This is a genomic window from Bifidobacterium sp. ESL0800 (assembly GCF_029395355.1).
In the GTDB taxonomy this organism is placed as follows: Bacteria; Actinomycetota; Actinomycetes; order Actinomycetales; family Bifidobacteriaceae; genus Bifidobacterium.
The window spans coordinates 107,124-125,536 of record NZ_CP113913.1 but is presented as its reverse complement, the minus strand read 5'-3'; the positions used below and the strand labels follow the sequence as shown (position 1 = coordinate 125,536).

Here is an 18,413-nt window from a genome sequence, read left to right as displayed (position 1 = left end):
ATCAGGCCTCCTCAACCGTGACCAAGTGGCGAACCGCATTGATCAGACCGCGGGTTGCAGGAGTGTCCTCACGGACAACCGTCTGACCGATCTTGTGCAGGCCGAGCGTGCGAACGGTGTCGCGCTGGGCGGGCTTGCGGTTGACCAGACCTTTGGTAAGTGTGATCTTCAGATCTGCCATTACTCTTCACCGTCCTTGGATTGTGCGGCTTCGGCCTTGGCGTCCTCACGGGCCTTGCGGGCCGCTGCGATGCCTTCGGCGCGAGCACGAAGCAGGGTGTCGGGAGCGACTTGTTCAACGGTCAAGCCACGGCGTGCCGCGATCTCTTCCGGCTCCTCGAGCTGCTTCAGCGCATCCACGGTGGCGCGAACCACGTTGACCGCGGTGGCGCTGCCCATGGACTTGGTGAGAATATCGGAGATGCCAGCGCACTCCATGACGGCGCGAACGGCGCCACCGGCGATTACACCGGTGCCGGGAGCGGCGGGACGGAGCAGAACGGTGCCTGCGGCGTCATGGCCGATGACCGGGTGGGTCACGGTGCCACGGACACGCGGCACGCTGAACATGTGCTTCTTGGCGTCAAGCTGGCCCTTGGCGATGGCGGCAGGAACCTCACGGGACTTGCCATAGCCAACACCTACGGTGCCGTTGCCGTCTCCGACCACGACCAGAGCGGCGAAGCTCATGGAGCGGCCACCCTTACGGGTCTTGGAAACACGGTTGATGGTCACGACGCGATCGAGCAGCTCATCGCCACGATTTTCCTCGTGACGGCCGCGACGACCACCGCGACGGTCGTCACGACGACCCTCGCCACGTCCACCACGACGGCCACCACGGCGATCATCATTGCGACGATCGTCACGGCCACCGGCGGCACGCTGACCTTGCTTGCTATCGTTGGACGCCTGCGTGTTCTGATTTTCTTCAGTCACTTGGGTTTCCTTTTCGTTGTCGCTCACAGTGCAAGACCTCCCTGACGGGCGCCCTCAGCTACGGCTGCGACGCGACCATGATACTTGTTGCCGCCACGGTCGAAGACGACGGAGCTGATGCCCGCGTCCTTGGCCTTCTTGGCAATCAGCTCGCCGACCTTCTGTGCGGCTTCGGTCTTGGTGCCCTTGAACCCATCGAAATCATGGGTGATGGTGGACTCGCTGACCAAAGTGATGCCCTTGGTGTCGTCGACGATCTGAGCGACCATGTGACGATTCGAACGGGTGACGACCAGACGCGGACGCTCCGCGGTGCCGCGCAGGTGCTTGCGCAGACGAGCGTGACGACGAAGCCTTGCGACTTTCTTGCCTTTACCGAAAATCTTGACTGTCATATCACTTACCAGCCTTTCCAGCCTTGCGCAGGATGTGTTCGTCAGAGTACTTGATGCCCTTGCCCTTGTAGGGTTCCGGCTTGCGAAGCGCACGGATATTGGCCGCGGCCTGACCGACCGCCTGCTTGTCAATACCCTTGACGACCACCTGGTTGGCGTTCGGCAGCTCGAAGGTGATGCCCTCGGGCGGGTTGACGGTGATGGTGTGCGAATAGCCGAGCGAGAACTCGATGCCCTTGCCCTTCATCTGCGCACGATAACCGGTGCCGACGATGTCCAGCGTCTTGGTGAAACCAACGTGGACACCCTCGACCATCGAAGCGACGATGGAACGGGCCAGACCGTGGTCTGCACGGGTCTGCAGCTGGTCATCAGCCGGGTCGAAGTAAATGGTGTTGTCTTCGACGCGGGCGGTGATGCCGTCGGGAATAGTGTAGGAATCAGAACCCTTGGCGCCTTTGACGCTGAAGTTCTGTCCGTCGATCTTTACTTCCACGCCTGCCGGGATGGTGACGGGGAGCTTACCAATATGTGATGCCATGTTTAGCTCTCCTTCCTCACCATACGAAGGCGACGATCTCGCCGCCGATGCCCCGGTCGAGGCAATCTTTCTGGGTCAACAATCCTGCACTGGTCGAAATGATCGCGACACCCATGCCACCGAGTGGCATCGGCAGTGCGTCCGACTTTGCATAACGACGAAGGCCGGGCTTCGAGATGCGCTTGATACCCTGGATGGCACGTTCGCCATTCTGGCCGTACTTCAGCGTGATCTCAAGATTCTGGCCGACGCGAGCATCCGTGGCGGTGAAGTCTTTGATATAGCCTTCACGCTTGAGGATCTCGGCGATCGCCGCCTTGAACTTGGAGTACGGCATGGAAACGGTCTCATGCTTCGCCGCACTCGCATTACGCAGACGCGTAAGCATGTCTGCGATTGGATCTGTCATTGTCATGTGGGCTAACGCCCTTTCTCGCCGTGGTTTCCTCCGCCGGAGCAGGTATTTGCAACCTGCTCCGGCCGAGGACCTTCAGCGTCGATGTTTACCAACTGGACTTCGTAACTCCGGGCAGCTCGCCGCGGTGCGCCTTCTCGCGAAGGCAGATGCGGCACAGGCCGAACTTGCGATATACGGAGTGGGGACGGCCGCAAACCTGGCAGCGCGTATAGCCGCGTACCTTGAACTTTGGTTTGGCAGCAGCCTTATTTCTAAGAGCGGTTTTTGCCATTTCAGTTCTCCTTGAAGGGGAAGCCAAGGTGCTTGAGCAGAGCCCGAGCTTCCTTGTCATCCTTGGTGCTGGTCACCACGGTGATATCCATACCACGCTGATGATCGATCGCGTCAGGATCGATCTCGTGGAACATGGACTGCTCGGTGAGACCGAAGTTGTAGTTGCCTTGGCCATCGAATTGACGATCGCTGATACCGCGGAAATCGCGGATACGCGGCAGAGCCAGAACGAGCAGCCGGTCGAGGAACTCCCACATGCGGTCGCCGCGAAGCGTCACGTATGCACCGATGGCCTGACCTTCACGCAGATGGAACTGTGCGACGGACTTCTTGGCCTTGGTGATCTTCGGCTTCTGGCCGGTGATGGCGGTGAGGTCCTTGACGGCGCCTTCGATGAGCTTGGAGTCGCGGGCCGCAGCGCCGACGCCCATGGAGACGACGACCTTCTTGACCTTGGCGACCTGCATCGGGTTGGAATACTTGAATTCCTTCTCGAGCTCAGGCACGATCTTATCGATATACTGCTGCTTCAGGCGCGGTGTTGCCGGCGCTTCGACTGTTGTATCGCTCATGCCAGCTCCTTTCCTGATTTCTTGGCGATGCGGGTACGCACGGTCTTGACCTTGCCGTCAACGGCCTTGGTCTCCACCTTGACGCCCACGCGGGTCGGTTCCTTGGTCTCCGGGTCGATGACCATCACATTGGAGCGATGAATCGGGGCCTCAACGGAGACGATGCCGGACTGCTGACCCTGCTGGGTGGCGCGCACATGCTTCTTGACGATCTGCACACCCTCGACGATCAGACGATCGTTGGGCAGTACCTTGCTGACCTTGCCCTCTTTGCCGCGATCCTTGCCGCGGATGACCTTGACCTGATCGCCGGTCTTGATCTTGGCTACCATCTCAGATCACCTCCGGGGCGAGGGACACGATCTTCATGAAGCGCTTGTCGCGCAGTTCACGGCCGACCGGTCCGAAGATACGAGTGCCCTTGGGCTCATGGCCGGAGCCAAGAATAACCGCAGCGTTCTCGTCGAACTTGATGTATGAGCCGTCTTTACGACGATGCTCTTTTACTGTGCGGACGACAACGGCCTTGACCACGTCGCCCTTCTTGACCGACCCGCCAGGGATCGCGTCCTTGACGGAGGCGACGATGACGTCGCCGATGCCGGCATAGCGTCGCTTCGATCCGCCGAGCACTCGGATGGCCAAGATCTCCTTGGCACCCGTGTTGTCGGCGACATGAAGCCGCGTTTCCTGCTGAATCATTGATTCTCCTTAGCCGCGCTGGTTCTCCCCTGCCACCCGTGAAGGTGAGCAGCGGAGCCTTGCCGAACTTATTACTTGGCGCGTTCGACGATGGAGTCGAGACGCCAACGCTTGGTCTTGCTCAAAGGCCGAGTCTCCATGATACGCACGAAGTCGCCGTTGTGGGCGTCATTGTGCTCGTCATGAACCTTGACCTTACGAGTGGAACGAACGACCTTGCCGTAGAGCGGGTGGGTCGAACGCTGCTCGAGCTCGACGGTGATGGTCTTGTCCATTGCGTCGGACACGACGTAACCGCTACGAGTCTTACGGAAGTTGCGCTCTTGCTTTTCAGCCATGCTTACTTCTCCTCAGTCTTCGTGTCGCCCGACTCAGGCTCTTCGCTGATGCCGAGTTCACGCTCGCGCAGGACGGTGTACATCCTGGCGATGTCGTGCTTCACGGCCTTGAGCCTAGCGGAGTTGTCAAGCTGACCAGTGGCGTTCTGGAAGCGCAGGTTGAAGAGCTCTTCCTTGGACTTCTTGAGGAAGCCCTCGATTTCGTCATTGGTCTTCTCGTTGAGATTCTTGATGCTGTAGTCTGCTGTTCCGACTGCCATCAGAGATCACCGCCTTCACGTGCGATAATGCGGCACTTCATCGGCAGCTTGTCGATAGCACGGCGAAGGGCTTCCTTCGCGGTCGCTTCCTCGACGCCACCGATTTCGAACATCACGCGTCCGGGATGCACGTTGGCGATCCAGGACTCCGGGGTGCCCTTGCCGGAACCCATTCGGCTTCCGAGCGCGTGCTTGGTCAAAGGACGATCAGGGAAGATCGTGATCCACACACGACCGCCACGCTTGATGTAGCGGGTCATGGCGATACGAGCAGCCTCGATCTGACGGTTGGAGATATAGGCAGGGGCCAAAGCCTGAATGCCATAATCGCCGAACGCGATCTCGTTGCCGCCCTTGGACATGCCGCGACGCTTCGGACGCTGCTGTTTACGGTACTTAGTCCTCTTTGGGATAAGCATATCTGCTCACTCCTTTGCTTCCGAGGCGGCAGGCGCTGCGGCTGCTGCGGGCTCGGCGGCCGGGGCCGCGGCCTGCGGGGCCTTGGCTTCTGGCTTGGAACCACGAGCGCCGGACGGACGAGAACCACGGCGCGGGCGACGATCGCCGCCACGGCGTCCACGGTTGTTATCCTGCTGGGCCTGCTGCTCATCGAACTGACGTTCAGTCATGTCGCCCTTATAGATCCAGACCTTCACGCCGATACGGCCATAGGTCGTACGGGCTTCGAAGAAGCCGTAATCAATGAGAGCGCGAAGGGTCTGCAGCGGAACGCGACCCTCACGATAGAACTCGGAACGGCTCATCTCGGCGCCTCCAAGGCGGCCGGAGAGCTTGATGCGGATACCCTTGGCGCCAGCGCGCATCGCGTCCTGCTGAGCCTTGCGCATGGCACGACGGAACGTGACACGGTTGGTCAGCTGCTCGGCGATGGACTGAGCGACAAGCTGGGCGTCGATAGAGGCGTTCTTGACCTCGAAGATGTTGAGCTGAACCTGCTTGCCCGTGATCTTCTCGAGCTTGGCGCGAACGCGCTCGGCTTCGGCTCCGCGACGACCGATGACAATGCCCGGACGAGCGGTGTGGATGTCCACGCGCACGCGGTCACGGGTACGCTCGATGACGATACGGGACACGCCCGCACGCTCGAGGTCCTTGTTCATGGCCTTGCGAATCTTGTCGTCCTCGAGGACGAAGTCGCTGTAACGCTCACCAGGCTTGTTGGAATCGGAGAACCACTTGGAACGGTGGTCTTCAGTGATACCCAGGCGGTAGCCTAACGGATTGATCTTCTGACCCATCTTTAGCGGGCTCCTTCCTTGCTGGCGACAACGACGGTGATGTGGCTGGTGCGCTTGTTGATGCGTCCGGCGCGGCCCTGTGCACGAGCGCGGAAACGCTTGAGCGTCACGCCTTCGTCCACATAGGTCTCTTTCACATACATATCGTTCTCACGGAACGCCTCGCCGGCCTTATCGGCCTTGACGCGTGCGTTCGCAGTGGCGCTGCGCAGAACCTTGAGCACTGGCTCGGAGGCATCCTGCGGTGCGAATTTCAGAATGGTGACGGCTTCGCTCACTTTTTTGCCTCGGATGAGGTCGACCATGCGGCGAGCCTTGCGCGGCGTCACACGGACGTGACGTGCGATTGCTTTAGCTTCCATAATCTTTCTCTTCCTTTAGCGACGAGCTTTTTTGTCGTCATGAACATGACCACGGAACGTCTTCGTCGGTGCGAATTCACCGAGCTTGTGGCCCACCATGGACTCGGTCACGAAGACCGGAACATGCTTGCGACCATCATGCACAGCGAAGGTGTGACCGATGAAGTCCGGAGTGATCATCGAACGGCGCGACCACGTCTTGATGACGTTCTTCGTGCCCTTCTCGTTCTGTTCGTCGACTTTCTTCTGTAAATGGGCGTCGACGAAGGGGCCCTTCTTGATGCTACGTGACATCTATTCGACGCTCCTTACTTACGGTTCTTGCCATTGGGACGACGACGAACAATCATCTTGTTCGAAGCCTTCTTCGGACGGCGAGTACGAACTTCGCCCTTGCCCCACGGCGACACAGGCGGCTTGCCACCGCGAGTGGTACCACCATGCGGGTGGTCGACCGGGTTCATGGACTCACCACGGGTGATCGGGCGACGACCCATCCAACGAGCGCGACCGGCCTTGCCGAGCTGCACGTTGGCATGATCGGAATTGCCGACCTCACCGATGGTGGCGCGGCAGCGGGCGTCGACGTTGCGGATTTCTCCGGACGGCATACGCAGCTGGGCGTAAGCACCGTCCTTGGCGACGAGCTGAACGCCTGCACCAGCGGAACGCGCGATCTTGGCGCCGCCCAAGGGGCGGAGCTCGATAGCGTGGACGATCGTACCGGTCGGGATGTTGCGCAGCGGCAGATTGTTGCCAGGCTTGATATCGGCATTCTCGCCGGTCTCGATGACGTCACCCTGCTTGATGCCCTTGGGCGCTACGATATAGCGCTTCTCGCCATCTGCATAATGCAGGAGGGCGATACGGGCGGAACGGTTCGGATCATATTCGATCTCAGCAACACGCGCGGGAACGCCGTCCTTGTCCCACCTCTTGAAATCGATGAGACGATACTGACGCTTGTGGCCGCCGCCGCGATGGCGCGAGGTCACACGGCCGTATGAGTTACGACCGCCAGTACTGTTGAGTTTGCGTACCAGCGACTTCTCAGGCGTGGAGCGCGTGAGGTCGGAGAAATCCGACACAGACGCACCACGACGGCCCGGAGTCGTCGGCTTATAAACGCGGATAGCCATAATGAGTTCTTCCTTTGACTTTTTCGGCTATTGCTTCAGTTGCCGAAGATGTCGATCGACTGGCCCTCGGCAACAGTCACAATCGCGCGCTTTTCATTGACGCGGCGACCGAAACCGGTGCGGGTGCGCTGGCGCTTGCCGGCGCGGTTGAGGGTGTTGACGTTCGTCACCTTAACATTGAAGATTTTTTCGATGGCCTGCTTGATCTGAACCTTGTTGGCATCAGGAGCGACCACGAAAGTGTACTGACCACGGTCACCGGCGGCATAGCTCTTTTCGGAGACTACCGGCTTGATGATGACATCGTGGGCTGGGTTGTGAATAGCTACCATATCGTTCAGGCCTCCTTGGGCTCAGTCTTGGCAGCGACGAAGGCATCAAAGCCCTCTTTGCTGAAGACGACATACTGAGCGGTAACCACATCGTAGGTGTTGAGCTGATCTGCGAAGAGCACATGCACCGTCGGGATGTTGCGAACGGAAAGCCACTCGTTGACGTTGTCACGCGAAAGCACGACAGTGGTGAACTCGTTTTGGCTTACCGGGGTCAGCGCGGCGATGGCGGCTTTGGTGGACGGAGTGTCCTTGATACCAAAGTCGACAACAGCGACGTGACCGGCGTTCGCACGGTTGGAAAGCACATAGCGCAGTGCGCCGGCCTTCATCTTCTTGGGAGTGCGCTGGGAGTAATCGCGCGGCACCGGGCCGTGAGCGATACCACCATGGACCCACTGAGGAGCGCGGATCGAGCCCTGACGAGCGCGACCGGTGCCCTTCTGCTTCCACGGCTTCTTGCCGCCGCCGGAGACGTCGCCACGGCTCTTGACCGCGTGCGTGCCCTGACGAGCAGCGGCGAGCTGAGCGATGACAACCTGATGAATCAGCGGAACGTGAGCCTCGACCTCTTCATTGGAGATGCCGAAGATCTCGACCGGCGCTTCGACGGTGCCGGCGGACTTGCCCTTGGCGTCGGTGACATTGAGTGTTACTTTTGCCATGATTTATCAGGCTCCCTTCACAGCCGAACGAAGCAGGACGATGCCACCCTTGGGCCCTGGAAGAGCGCCCTTGATGGCGATGACGCCGTTCTCCACGTCGGAGGAAACGACCTCAAGGTTCTGCACGGTGGAAGTGACATGGCCCATACGACCGGCCATACGCTTGCCCTTCAGGATACGGCTCGGAGTCGCGCATGCACCGACTGAGCCGGGGCGGCGTTCGTTCTTGTGAGAGCCGTGAGTACGACGATAGGACTTGAAGCCCCAACGCTTGATGGTTCCGGCGAAGCCCTTGCCCTTGGTCGTACCGGTGACGTCCACTTCCGAACCATCGGCGAACAAGTCGGCGGTCAGTTCCTGACCGGGCTTGAACTCGTCGACGTTGTCCGTACGGACCTCGACCAGATGACGACGCGGGGTAACGCCCGCCTTCGCGAAATGACCAGCCATGGGCTTGGTCACCTTGGTGGGATCAATCTGGCCGTAGCCGAGCTGAACGGCCTTGTAGCCGTCGCTCTCTTCGGTCTTGACGCAAGTGACCACGTTCGTGGACACATCAACGAGCGTCACGGGAACGAAGAAACCCTGCTCGTCCCAAACCTGCGACATACCGAGCTTGCGGCCCAGCAGCGCAGAACGATTTGCTTTCTGCAACGACATGCTTCTCCCCTCCTTTACAGCTTGATCTCGATATTGACATCCGCAGGCAAATCGATGTGCATCAATGAATCCACGGCCTTGGGGGTCGGGTCCACGATGTCGATGAGGCGCTTATGAGTGCGCATCTCGAAATGCTCGCGAGAATCCTTGTATTTATGAGGAGAACGAATTACCACAAAGACGTTCTTCTCAGTAGGCAGAGGAACCGGGCCCACCACAGTGGCACCCGCGTTCGTGACCGTTTCGACGATTTTCTTCGCCGATTGGTCGATGACCTCATGGTCATAGGACTTAAGCCTGATGCGGATTTTCTGTCCCGCCATTGCCGTCCGCCCTTTCTAGCGATTGTTGACATTACCAACCTATTCAGGGACACCGGCGCGTACGACCCCCGGGAAATCCCGTGGCCTAACCACATCAGTGTGCAGCACTACAGCGCCTTCGAGAGGACGGCACCGGGCTGCACTCGCTCTTTTTCTTACAATTTGCGAGCCCAAAACAGGCAACTGTTCTATTAAAGCATCGGGGGGCTACTAGAAAAATTCGGGCGTGTCGGCGATATTGCCCGTTTTTGCGCGGCTTTTGGCGCTAATCTTACTTTCGATTCTGACCGCCGCAGCCATTCCCCCATCGCCAAAGGACGGGGATGCCATGAATCCTTTCACATCCTCGCAATGCTCGATCAGTTCCGGGTTGCTTTTCACCGTTGCTTCGAATAATGACAAACGATGCATACCTGTTTTCTCAAAGCCTAAAAGCGCCCCTTCAAGATGATCTTGATACAAATCACGGTGCTTGCCGATCAGGTATCGCAGCAATTCCAAACGTGAATTCATGCTCACGATATTCGAAGAAGCGGGGGCCGTACGATAACGAATCAACGGTTTTTCGACCATCGCGACGCGGCTGGGTCGTTCGTCTTGCGCCAACGTCTCAAACAACGACAGGTAGCAATCCCAATCCTCGAACCCCTTGCGCATGCTTTCGTCGTAGCCTCCGCTTCGCCGCAAAGCCGAGACACGGAACATGCAGGTCGCCGGTGCGGCATTACGGCACAGGAACTTCTCTACCTCTCCACCGCTGGGCCTCACCGTGGCGCCCAGCACTCCGAACGTGCGCATCCACGACGAGGCCGCGAATACTCGCTCGTCCGCCATCAGCTCGGTCCGCGTCGCCTCGATATACTCCGGTTCCAAGCAGTCATCGCCGTCAAGCACCACTACCAACGGCGTAGAAACCCGTTTGATACCGGTGTTGCGGGCGGCGCTCGGGCCTCCGTTGCGGGCCCGATGCACGACTTCGAGCGCGGGCCTATGAGCCAATACGGCCAACGTCTTCTGCGTTTCCTCGTCATCCGAAGCGTCATCGACCACGATGACACGGGCCGGCGGGCACGTCTGGGCACAGGCGGATTCGACACTCTGCTGGATCGAGCCCGCCTGATTGAAGCAGGTGATCACCACCGTCACGTCGTTCGCCGTATCGTTCATATATCTATTCTACGTATTCGTGTGCATGCGCTCCCACCTTATTCGCCCGACTTCATAAATTTGCTTTCCGGCACTGGCCAACCTGTCCCTCCCATTCACTCGGCAATAACGCGAATATCGTCTGAGATCATGGAGTATGCCGTTGACGCAGGGGTTCACGCAACGACGCACGCCGCATGTTTGCTACCGGTACCGCCTCCATCCACTTTTGCCAATTTCTTTGCCAAATGTAAGATACATACGGGAGGCGGCCATGCCGAAAGCAACCACAGCTTCGATCAAAACGCAGAACCTGCACGCGGTTACGGCGCATATCTATACGCATAGCGGCGTGACCAAGCAGAACCTGCAGCAAACGCTGGGGCTGAGCCTGCCCACCATCAGCCAGAACCTGCAAAGCCTTGAACGCAACGGGCTGATCGCCAAAGGCGAGACCCTGGATTCCACGGGCGGGCGCAGGGCGCGCACCTACGTTTTCAAGCCTCAGACACGTTGCGCAATCGGCGTGGGAACGACGAGCGACCAAGTCACGCTTTGCGCGGTAGACCTCAAAGGCAATGTCATCGCCGAAGAACGCCATGACGCCACGTTTAGCGCCGCCCCACGATTCATCGCAGATCTCGGAGGGAAAATATCGCGGTTCGCCGCCGACCTCGAAGGCCGAGGATCGCACGTACTGGGCGCGGCATTCGCCATCAAAGGGCTTATCTCCGAGGACGGCAGCGAAGTCATCTACGGCAACATCATGAACAACACCGGTCTTCAGGTCAAAGCGCTCGAGACGGCGACGGGACTCAGGTGCGCACTGATCCACGACTCCATGGCTTCGGCGTCGGCTGAATTATGGTTTGATAAAACTTTGCAAGACGCAATATGCCTGTATCTGGGTCAACGGCCAGGCGGCGCCGTCATCGTCGACGGATCGATCAGCCTCGGCCCGAACCGGCGCAACGGCACCATCGAGCATATGACGCTCGTGCCCGACGGCCTGCCCTGCTACTGCGGCAACAAGGGGTGCATGGACCCTTACTGCTCCACGGAATTCCTGACTTCGCGCGGCAAAGAACACCTTGACGAATTCTTCGAACACGTCCGCTCCGGAGACAAGGAAGCCCGTCGACGCTTCGACACGTGGCTGGGCTATCTCGCGCAGACCATCAACAACGTGCGCAACGTCCTCGCCTGCGACATCATCATCGGCGGCACCGTGACGCAATATCTTGAAACGCAGGATTTCGAGCGGCTCAAGGCCAAATGCGACAGGCTCAACACCTTCCAATCGGATACCTACGAGATCCGCAAGAGCATCTGCGGGCAGAATCAGGAAATCGTGGGGGCCGCGCTGCACTATATCGCCCCATATGTAGAGGCAATCTGCAGATAACGGTTCTCCCCCCCTGCTTTACAGCCGCCGGCTCCATCATCTATGCATCGGGCGAGTGAGCCGTTTCGTGATTGCTTCTGCACTCCGGCCCTTCATACAGCGATAATCACACTTTGACGCTGATTTCTGTGATTATCTCTGTAGATGCAACGAAAATGCGAGGAAAATCAGGATTTCAAACGGATTTCACTGATTTTCCTCGCATGCTTGTGCATTAAGCAGTCAGTTAGACTCAGACGATCTGGCAGAACTCGATGGTCTCGCGGTTCGGGCCGTAGACGTTGAAGAAGCGGATGCCGTTGTCCCAGAACGTCGGAATGGACTGGATCTCCTTGTCTTTGAGCTCAAGTCCGAGCGCCTTGGCGTTTTCGAACGCGGCCTCGATATCCGGGGTATCCAACGCCCAGTGGTTGATGGCGCCGTCCTTCATCGCCACCGGATCACCTTCCCAAGTCTCGATGGTCAGGTGGCCGTAACGCAGGAAGGCGCAACGGTTCTTGCCGTTCGGGAAGAGACCGGCAAGCTCGAAACCGAGCTTCTTGGTATAGAACTCGATGGTCTCGTCCAAATCCTTGGCGGGCATACCGGAATGCTGGAAATCTGTGGTGAAATCAGACATTGGCTTCATAATGAACTCCTTTGTAATGCTTTATGTACTGTAGCGGAGGTCGTTTTATGCGGCTGGCGGCAACCCTATTGACGACCTTCCGAAAACCTGTATCCCCTTCGGACGACTCGTGTCAGCGAAGGAAAGACACGTGGCTCGAAATTATCTACTTGCCGACCTTGACCACGGCCTTGGAAACGCCCTCGATCTTGCCGTCGAGGAAGTCCTGCACATCTTCGAGCTTGAATTCGTGGCTGATCAGCGGGTCGACGTCGACCTTGCCGCTTTCCAGCAGGCTGATGGCGTCTTTGAAAGTCAGCGGGTTGATGAAGGAGCCCTGGATGGTCAGCTGCTTCTTGTAGATGTCATACGTGTTCATCTCGAAGCTCGCCTCTTGCGCTCCGACGCCGAACATGAGCACCTGAGCGCCCTTCTTGGTGGCCAGAACCGCGCTATGCTGCGTCTGCGGAAGACCGACGGCCTCGATGACGATGTCATATTCGTTCTCGGGAATCGAAACCTTGTTGGTGTTGAAGATGTTCTTGACGTTGAAGAGCCGCTGATTGAGCTCGAGCTTTTCGTCGAACAGGCCGGCGAAATCGACCTGATGGATGCCGTAGGCCTGCAGGATCTGGACGAACAGCTGGCCCATGAAGCCGTCGCCGATCACCAGCGCCTTCTGATAGGGATGGATGTCGAGCAGATCAACGCCGTGCACCGCGCAGGAAATCGGCTCGATGGTCGCCGCGTCCTTGAGACTGACGGCATCCGGCAACTTGTAGACCACCGTCGCGGGAGCGGTGAACTGCTCTTCGAGGCCGCCGTCGCGCGTGACGCCGACAGCGCTCAGCGAATCGCAGAGCTCAGGGCGCTGGGTCAGGCAGTATTCACACTGGCCGCAGTAGATGTTCGGGTCGACGGCCACGCGGTCTCCCGGCTTGACGTTGGTAACACCTTCACCAATGGCCTCGACCACGCCGGAATTTTCGTGACCCAGCACAATCGGCGGTACGGCGGAAGCTGAACCCGGGCGTCCGGCATACAGATCGTGGTCGGTGCCGCATACGCCCGCATACGCGGTATTGATCAGCACCTCGCCCGCCTTGAGCGCGGGAGTCGGCCGATCCTCGATCTCGAATTGCTTCACACCGGTTAATACAAGCGCCTTCATGGCTGTTCCTTTCGCATGTTTTACTGCTTGATTTGCACCCGCCCGCCGCTGAGTTCTGCGTTGATTCTCAACGAAAGTCGACATCGGCTTGGCGCCGCAACAAGGTCACTATAGCTCTTGAAAATAAGTTATGCAAATCGACTTTCTAAAAGTTTTGCGGTCTGTTACCTATTGGGCTATCCACGTTATATGTCTGCTCTCGTATCAGTGCGAGCAGAATCAACAAAATCAACACTGAATATTGATTTTGCTCGCATGTCCGATTGAGCATGCGATGAAAATCAAGAAAATGTATCCAGAAAGCTGATTTTCATCGCATGTACACTTTTCCGACGGACGTCATATGCGACGGGACCAGCAAAGAATCGTCCGAATACAAGAAATCCCTCCGCAACCAATCGGCTGGGAGGGATTTCGTAACAGCTTGAAAGCGAAAATCAACGCTTCGAGAACTGAGGCGCGCGACGTGCCTTGTGCAGACCTGCCTTCTTGCGCTCCACGACGCGGGCGTCGCGGGTGAGGAAGCCGGCCTTCTTCAACGCGGCGCGGTTGGCGTCGCGGTCGATGGCGTTCAACGCACGGGCAACGCCGAGGCGGATGGCGCCGGCCTGACCGGTGATGCCGCCGCCCTCGACGAGGACGATGACATCGAACTTGTTCTCAAGCTTCAGCAGAACGATCGGGGAGTTGACCTCACGCTGCTGCAGACGGGAGGGGAAGAACTCCTCCAGGGTGCGGCCGTTGATGGTCCACTTGCCGGACCCGGGAACCAAGCGCACGCGGGCGATGGCTTCCTTACGACGACCCGTGCCGTAGCCCGGGGCGATCGTGGAAGCACCGGTGCCAGCACCGGCGTTGGTTTCAGTGGTGAATGATGTAAGTTCCTCTTCGGTCTCTTGAGCCGCGGAGTTATTGGTTTCTTCAGCCATGATTCGTTATCTCCTCTCGGTTCACTTGGCCTGCTGCGAAACCGCAGCGATCTCAATCGGCTGGGGCTTCTGTGGGGTGTGCGGGTGATCGGGACCAGCGAAAACGTGGAGACGATCGAGCTCGACCTTGGACAGACGGTTCTTCGGCATCATGCCCTTGACTGCTTCGCGGATGATGCGCTCAGGATTGTGCTTCAAGAGATCGGCGTAGCTGTCGGCGCGAAGGCCGCCGGGACGACCGGAGTGCGCATAGAGCACCTTGTCCATCTTCTTACCAGTCAACGCGATCTTTTCGGCGTTGATGATGATCACGTGATCGCCCAAATCGGCGTTGGGAGCGAAGGTCGGCTTGTTCTTGCCGCGCAGCAAAAGCGCTGCCCTGGTCGCAAGCTTGCCCAGCACCACGTCGGTGGCGTCAATGATGTACCAGTCGTGAGTCAGATCAGCTGGCTTCGGTGTGAAAGTTTTCACGAGTGTACCTTTTCTTTATATTGTGTTCCCGGCCAAATCGGCAAAACCTTGACGATGATGCCTTTCCGACCGCTTTATCCGTGGGCTCCCTGAAAGTCCTAGTGCGAGTGGGAAAGCGCTTTGAAGGACCCCTCTAGGGAAACACAACAACTCACCATTGTACCTACTCCCCTGACTAAGCGCAACACGACATCGCCGTTCAAGGTCACGCAGCAGATACCCGATGAACAACTCCTTCCACAACGACGCTCTCATCGCCAGGCAGTCCGTCCCATTATCCCGCTGCCAACAAGACGATACTGCCGGCAAATGTGCCGTTCATCGACCGGAAATACAGCAAAACCAGCAGGATCGACCGGTTGGCAGCGCGATTGTTTGTTGGCAGCAGAAGTTCTCAGCCAAGGCGACTGGCGGCGGCGTGCTGCACATCGGTGGAAACGTCCTGCGCAAGCCGGCCCAAAGTAGCCTGCGAACAGTTGGGATTGAGCGCGACGGCACGACGGACCATCGCCGAAAGGATCGATGGCGCCTTCGGTTCGGATTCGACGCCCAGTTTGCTTAGAAAATCAAGCGTATCGGCTGTGGTTTCCGGGTTTTCGGCACCCTCGAGACGCATCTTCCACGAAGTCTGCGGGTTGTGCAGCGCGGCCTCCCGCACCTCAATGACCCTGTCTTTGGTAAGCCTGCCGACCAGCCAGTTCTTGTCGTCCGCGTTGGAGGCGACGGCCTTGCGCACCTCATCGTTCTCGTCCTCGGAAAGCTTGACTAGGATGTTCGGGAAGGGCATGGTCGAGGCCAGAAAAATACGGTCCTCCACAGGGGTGTGCTCATTGCCGGCCACCGCCTCTAGCAATGCAGTCGCACGCGAGAAAGCAGCCTGATCGGACCTGTCGGGCAACGGCTTGCGAGCAGCCGCGCTCAATTCGGCGGAATCCTCAGTATGTCGAAGCTCCTCGTAGGTGTCGGTCAGCGGCTCAAACTCAGCGTCGGCGACGGCCGAATCGCCGTCGGAACCAGCGGCCGCGGCGGTGGAATCATCGGAATCCTCGACAGACCCATTGTCTTCAGCGCTATCAGAAGCATCGGAGGCAGAAACCGAAACGCCGTCTTCCGCACCCGAAGGAGCGCAGGCATCCCTTTGGGCGGCATCCGCATCCGACGTATCTTCTGGCACGACGTTTTGATTCTCGTTCGTTTCGCCCTGTTCCGTTTCACTCATATCCCCAGCTTAACGCGAACGGGAGAACCGTGGTCAAGACAACAGCGAAGCGCCCACGACCGAAAACGCAATACGCATCAGAGACGCAACAACCTCGCCTGGGCGTTGAACGCCTCACGAACGCGCGTCTCGAAATCCCCCGCGTTCGCCGACGGAACAGCGAGATGTATGGTGACGCGATCGGTGAATTCCCTGCCTTCCTCATTGCCTCCAACTTGCGCAAGCAACTGCTCGAAACGGCCCAGCCAAGAGTATTGAAGCACCACGCGATAATGCCGCATCGGCACGATCCGCTCGACATCGGCCGCCTTTACCGCCATCGAAGCGGCCGTGGAATAGGCACGGATCAGTCCGCCGGAACCGAGAAGTATCCCGCCGAAATATCGGGTGACGGTGATGACGCAATCAGTGAGCCTGCCCATGCGAATCACGTCAAGGATCGGCTTGCCCGCAGTGCCGCTCGGTTCGCCGTCATCGCTCATCCGCTCTTTGGCCGCCCCAAGAGCGGCGCCGTAAATCGCCGCGAAGGCGACGTGACGGGCTTTCGGATTTCGGTCTCGTACGGATTGAACGAACGCGAGCGCCTCGTCCATGGTCTTGATATGACAGGCGTCACCGATGAATTCGGACTTCTTCTCGATAAACGAAGCCTGCGCGGACGTGCCGGTATTGGTAATCGTGGAGAATCCATCGATAATGTCGTTTCGCTCGCTGCCCATCAGCCCCCCGTTCTTCGATAACCGTATCGATAGTCCCACTCTACTTTCGGCTACAGGCACAATATCTTGATTCCCGTGATTACGGCAGTTCCGAACAGCGAAAACGGCGAATGAACGCCTATTGATATGATGTATCCCACACTTGAGAAAAAATGCTCGATTGTGAAAGTTTATATCAGAATGTAATAAACTTGGATATTTGAATCGGTTCTCGGACTCTGTCTGTTAGACTGCGACTAAGGAGCAAGGGACAAGGACGTTCCTGCGCTCCCCATACGAACCGTGCAGGCTATACGAACTATACCAGCCAACCATATGGGCTATCCGGACAATGGACACAACGCCTGCCGTCAGCGTACGCGGCCCTATACTGACTGTATGCGAATCACCACCGAACGACTTATTCTGCGGCCTTGGAAACACGGCGACCGACACGAGGCCGAATCGTTGTTCCGTTACGCTTCAGACCCGGAAATCGGGATCCGCTGCGGGTGGATGCCGCATCGCAACGTCGAGGAAAGCCTGAACACCCTCGATAACGTCTTTACCGGCGACGAAAACTATGCCATCACATTGCGGGGCGACGGGAATGGCACAGCAGACGGCGCGCAACAAACCGACAACGGCATTGCCGACAAAGCCGGAAAGCGCTCGACAAGTGATGCCGACAACGAAGAACATCGCAATCGCCACGGCAATCTAGATACCGATATCACGACCGATCAGGTTATCGACAAAGCTGCGGATGCCAAGCCTGGCGACGACAGCCCGATCGGTGCCATCGAGCTCAAGAAGGCCGAGCCGGGCGACCATGCCGGCGAATTCGTGCGCGAAGCCATCGACGCGCATGCCCTGTTCGAAGGCGTCGACCCGGCACCGCTGGAACGCGCGCTGGCCCATTACGACGGCGACCGGGTGCTTGGCTACTGGGTCGGTCGTCCGTTCTGGGGGCAAGGTCTGATGACCGAAGCACTACGGGCGATGCTCCGACACGCGTTCGTCGACCTCGGCTGCAACGCCGTCTGGGGCGGACACTACGCCGAAAACCCCGCTTCCGGTAAGGTGATGGAGCACTGCGGCATGCGCGCGGTATGCCGCAAGGACAACGATTACTTCCCACTTATCGACCGGCACTACGATGCGATTTTGCGGGTGATCACCAAAGAAGAATGGGAACGCGGTTAACATAAATCCGACAAACCATACTGCCGGCGACCAAAGTCAGTCCCGCCAGTCCTATCTCAATTACTTGCCTGTCACTCACCATTTATTGAACGGATGGGCAAACAGACATTTGATCGAATTCGCCGAAATCAGCACTTTCCGCTTTGAAGGACGAAACGCAAGAATTTCACCGCCATTGATAAGACGGTACACACTCGAACGCGAGCATCTCAGTACTTCGCAAGCTTCTTTCAAGGTGAGCAATTGTGGCAAATCCGCAAAATCCGGCATACCGGGATTGTCCAACGGGATTGTTTTTCTTGATTGCCTCATCACCATCGCATCGCTTTCGTAATAATCGGTCGGTGAACCTGTAGATAAGAACCATGGCCGAAATATTTCGA

General features: G+C 58.2%; 30 protein-coding genes. 2 read left to right on the top strand and 28 right to left on the bottom strand.

Translation table 11 applies throughout. The features are described 5' to 3' along the window. Window position 1 precedes the first annotated feature (1 nt). The 21 genes from rpmD to OZX75_RS00440 form a co-directional block, all read right to left on the bottom strand. A complete protein-coding gene (gene rpmD, locus OZX75_RS00540; RefSeq protein WP_277146295.1) occupies window positions 2-181 on the bottom strand; it encodes a 50S ribosomal protein L30 in 180 nt (59 codons plus the stop codon). Beyond that, complete coding sequence (rpsE, locus tag OZX75_RS00535) at window positions 181-966, bottom strand: 30S ribosomal protein S5 (RefSeq protein ID WP_277146294.1); 786 nt, start codon at window positions 964-966, stop codon at window positions 181-183. Before rpsE ends, rpmD begins: the two co-directional genes overlap by 1 nt. Continuing rightward, on the bottom strand, window positions 963-1,334 hold the full coding sequence (rplR, locus tag OZX75_RS00530) for a 50S ribosomal protein L18 (protein WP_277146293.1): 372 nt from the start codon (window positions 1,332-1,334) through the stop codon (window positions 963-965). The genes rpsE and rplR overlap by 4 nt, the downstream gene beginning before the upstream one ends. Window position 1,335: 1 nt before the next feature. After that, the gene (gene rplF, locus OZX75_RS00525) at window positions 1,336-1,875 is read right to left on the bottom strand and encodes a 50S ribosomal protein L6 (protein ID WP_277146292.1); all 540 of its coding nucleotides are present in this window, start codon (window positions 1,873-1,875) and stop codon (window positions 1,336-1,338) included. 16 nt (window positions 1,876-1,891) lie between these two features. Then, on the bottom strand, window positions 1,892-2,290 hold the full coding sequence (gene rpsH / locus OZX75_RS00520) for a 30S ribosomal protein S8 (RefSeq protein ID WP_277146291.1): 399 nt from the start codon (window positions 2,288-2,290) through the stop codon (window positions 1,892-1,894). Window positions 2,291-2,378: 88 nt separating this feature from the next. Next, complete coding sequence (locus OZX75_RS00515) at window positions 2,379-2,564, bottom strand: type Z 30S ribosomal protein S14 (RefSeq protein WP_091847705.1); 186 nt, start codon at window positions 2,562-2,564, stop codon at window positions 2,379-2,381. Between the two features lies 1 nt (window position 2,565). Then, on the bottom strand, window positions 2,566-3,138 hold the full coding sequence (gene rplE, locus OZX75_RS00510; RefSeq protein ID WP_277146290.1) for a 50S ribosomal protein L5: 573 nt from the start codon (window positions 3,136-3,138) through the stop codon (window positions 2,566-2,568). Further along, a complete protein-coding gene (gene rplX / locus OZX75_RS00505) occupies window positions 3,135-3,470 on the bottom strand; it encodes a 50S ribosomal protein L24 (RefSeq protein ID WP_277146289.1) in 336 nt (111 codons plus the stop codon). Before rplX ends, rplE begins: the two co-directional genes overlap by 4 nt. A 1-nt stretch (window position 3,471) precedes the next feature. Next, entirely contained in the window at window positions 3,472-3,840 is a 369-nt protein-coding gene (gene rplN, locus OZX75_RS00500; protein ID WP_091847708.1) for a 50S ribosomal protein L14, read from the bottom strand. 71 nt (window positions 3,841-3,911) lie between these two features. Beyond that, window positions 3,912-4,178 (bottom strand): 30S ribosomal protein S17, encoded by a 267-nt coding sequence (rpsQ, locus tag OZX75_RS00495; RefSeq protein ID WP_277143842.1) that lies wholly within the window; start codon window positions 4,176-4,178, stop codon window positions 3,912-3,914. A gap of 2 nt (window positions 4,179-4,180) precedes the next feature. Further along, window positions 4,181-4,438 carry a 50S ribosomal protein L29 gene (gene rpmC / locus OZX75_RS00490; protein WP_277146288.1) on the bottom strand — a complete coding sequence of 86 codons (258 nt, stop codon included), beginning with the start codon at window positions 4,436-4,438 and terminating at the stop codon, window positions 4,181-4,183. Next, window positions 4,438-4,857: a 50S ribosomal protein L16 gene (gene rplP / locus OZX75_RS00485; RefSeq protein WP_277146287.1), complete on the bottom strand. Its 420-nt coding sequence runs from the start codon at window positions 4,855-4,857 to the stop codon at window positions 4,438-4,440. Before rplP ends, rpmC begins: the two co-directional genes overlap by 1 nt. Before the next feature lie 6 nt (window positions 4,858-4,863). Continuing rightward, entirely contained in the window at window positions 4,864-5,697 is an 834-nt protein-coding gene (rpsC, locus tag OZX75_RS00480) for a 30S ribosomal protein S3 (protein ID WP_277146286.1), read from the bottom strand. A 2-nt stretch (window positions 5,698-5,699) separates the two neighbouring features. Next, complete coding sequence (rplV, locus tag OZX75_RS00475; RefSeq protein WP_277146285.1) at window positions 5,700-6,059, bottom strand: 50S ribosomal protein L22; 360 nt, start codon at window positions 6,057-6,059, stop codon at window positions 5,700-5,702. A 15-nt stretch (window positions 6,060-6,074) separates the two neighbouring features. Then, complete coding sequence (gene rpsS / locus OZX75_RS00470; RefSeq protein ID WP_091847714.1) at window positions 6,075-6,353, bottom strand: 30S ribosomal protein S19; 279 nt, start codon at window positions 6,351-6,353, stop codon at window positions 6,075-6,077. 14 nt (window positions 6,354-6,367) lie between these two features. Then, the gene (gene rplB, locus OZX75_RS00465) at window positions 6,368-7,198 is read right to left on the bottom strand and encodes a 50S ribosomal protein L2 (protein ID WP_277146284.1); all 831 of its coding nucleotides are present in this window, start codon (window positions 7,196-7,198) and stop codon (window positions 6,368-6,370) included. Between the two features lie 35 nt (window positions 7,199-7,233). After that, window positions 7,234-7,530, bottom strand: a complete 297-nt coding sequence (rplW, locus tag OZX75_RS00460; RefSeq protein WP_277146283.1) for a 50S ribosomal protein L23 — start codon at window positions 7,528-7,530, stop codon at window positions 7,234-7,236. Window positions 7,531-7,535: 5 nt separating this feature from the next. Beyond that, window positions 7,536-8,195 carry a 50S ribosomal protein L4 gene (gene rplD / locus OZX75_RS00455; protein WP_277146282.1) on the bottom strand — a complete coding sequence of 220 codons (660 nt, stop codon included), beginning with the start codon at window positions 8,193-8,195 and terminating at the stop codon, window positions 7,536-7,538. A gap of 6 nt (window positions 8,196-8,201) precedes the next feature. Further along, complete coding sequence (gene rplC, locus OZX75_RS00450) at window positions 8,202-8,855, bottom strand: 50S ribosomal protein L3 (RefSeq protein WP_277146281.1); 654 nt, start codon at window positions 8,853-8,855, stop codon at window positions 8,202-8,204. Window positions 8,856-8,869: 14 nt separating this feature from the next. Next, complete coding sequence (gene rpsJ / locus OZX75_RS00445; protein WP_003808013.1) at window positions 8,870-9,178, bottom strand: 30S ribosomal protein S10; 309 nt, start codon at window positions 9,176-9,178, stop codon at window positions 8,870-8,872. A gap of 210 nt (window positions 9,179-9,388) precedes the next feature. After that, window positions 9,389-10,345 (bottom strand): glycosyltransferase family 2 protein, encoded by a 957-nt coding sequence (locus OZX75_RS00440; protein WP_277146280.1) that lies wholly within the window; start codon window positions 10,343-10,345, stop codon window positions 9,389-9,391. Window positions 10,346-10,598: 253 nt separating this feature from the next. Between OZX75_RS00440 and OZX75_RS00435 the strand changes: the two genes are divergently transcribed. Next, window positions 10,599-11,729, top strand: a complete 1,131-nt coding sequence (locus OZX75_RS00435) for an ROK family transcriptional regulator (RefSeq protein WP_277146279.1) — start codon at window positions 10,599-10,601, stop codon at window positions 11,727-11,729. A gap of 232 nt (window positions 11,730-11,961) precedes the next feature. Here the strand turns inward: OZX75_RS00435 and OZX75_RS00430 are convergent, their stop codons facing one another. From OZX75_RS00430 to OZX75_RS00405, 6 genes are all read right to left on the bottom strand, one after another. Then, the gene (locus OZX75_RS00430; protein ID WP_277147553.1) at window positions 11,962-12,360 is read right to left on the bottom strand and encodes a VOC family protein; all 399 of its coding nucleotides are present in this window, start codon (window positions 12,358-12,360) and stop codon (window positions 11,962-11,964) included. A 142-nt stretch (window positions 12,361-12,502) separates the two neighbouring features. Beyond that, window positions 12,503-13,507 carry a zinc-dependent alcohol dehydrogenase family protein gene (locus OZX75_RS00425; RefSeq protein ID WP_277146278.1) on the bottom strand — a complete coding sequence of 335 codons (1,005 nt, stop codon included), beginning with the start codon at window positions 13,505-13,507 and terminating at the stop codon, window positions 12,503-12,505. A gap of 437 nt (window positions 13,508-13,944) precedes the next feature. After that, window positions 13,945-14,436 (bottom strand): 30S ribosomal protein S9, encoded by a 492-nt coding sequence (gene rpsI / locus OZX75_RS00420; RefSeq protein ID WP_277146277.1) that lies wholly within the window; start codon window positions 14,434-14,436, stop codon window positions 13,945-13,947. A gap of 21 nt (window positions 14,437-14,457) precedes the next feature. Continuing rightward, complete coding sequence (rplM, locus tag OZX75_RS00415) at window positions 14,458-14,907, bottom strand: 50S ribosomal protein L13 (protein WP_277146276.1); 450 nt, start codon at window positions 14,905-14,907, stop codon at window positions 14,458-14,460. 394 nt (window positions 14,908-15,301) lie between these two features. Beyond that, window positions 15,302-16,126, bottom strand: a complete 825-nt coding sequence (locus OZX75_RS00410; protein WP_277146275.1) for an AbrB family transcriptional regulator — start codon at window positions 16,124-16,126, stop codon at window positions 15,302-15,304. A 77-nt stretch (window positions 16,127-16,203) separates the two neighbouring features. Further along, window positions 16,204-16,845 (bottom strand): IMPACT family protein, encoded by a 642-nt coding sequence (locus tag OZX75_RS00405; protein ID WP_277146274.1) that lies wholly within the window; start codon window positions 16,843-16,845, stop codon window positions 16,204-16,206. 378 nt (window positions 16,846-17,223) lie between these two features. Here OZX75_RS00405 and OZX75_RS00400 point away from each other — a divergent pair, with 378 nt between their 5' ends. Then, window positions 17,224-18,030, top strand: coding sequence for a GNAT family N-acetyltransferase (locus OZX75_RS00400; protein WP_277146273.1), 807 nt, complete (start codon window positions 17,224-17,226; stop codon window positions 18,028-18,030). A 75-nt stretch (window positions 18,031-18,105) separates the two neighbouring features. On the opposite strand, the gene OZX75_RS08585 is transcribed toward OZX75_RS00400, so the two are convergent. Continuing rightward, a complete protein-coding gene (locus OZX75_RS08585) occupies window positions 18,106-18,300 on the bottom strand; it encodes a helix-turn-helix domain-containing protein (RefSeq protein ID WP_277159793.1) in 195 nt (64 codons plus the stop codon). Window positions 18,301-18,413 lie beyond the last annotated feature (113 nt).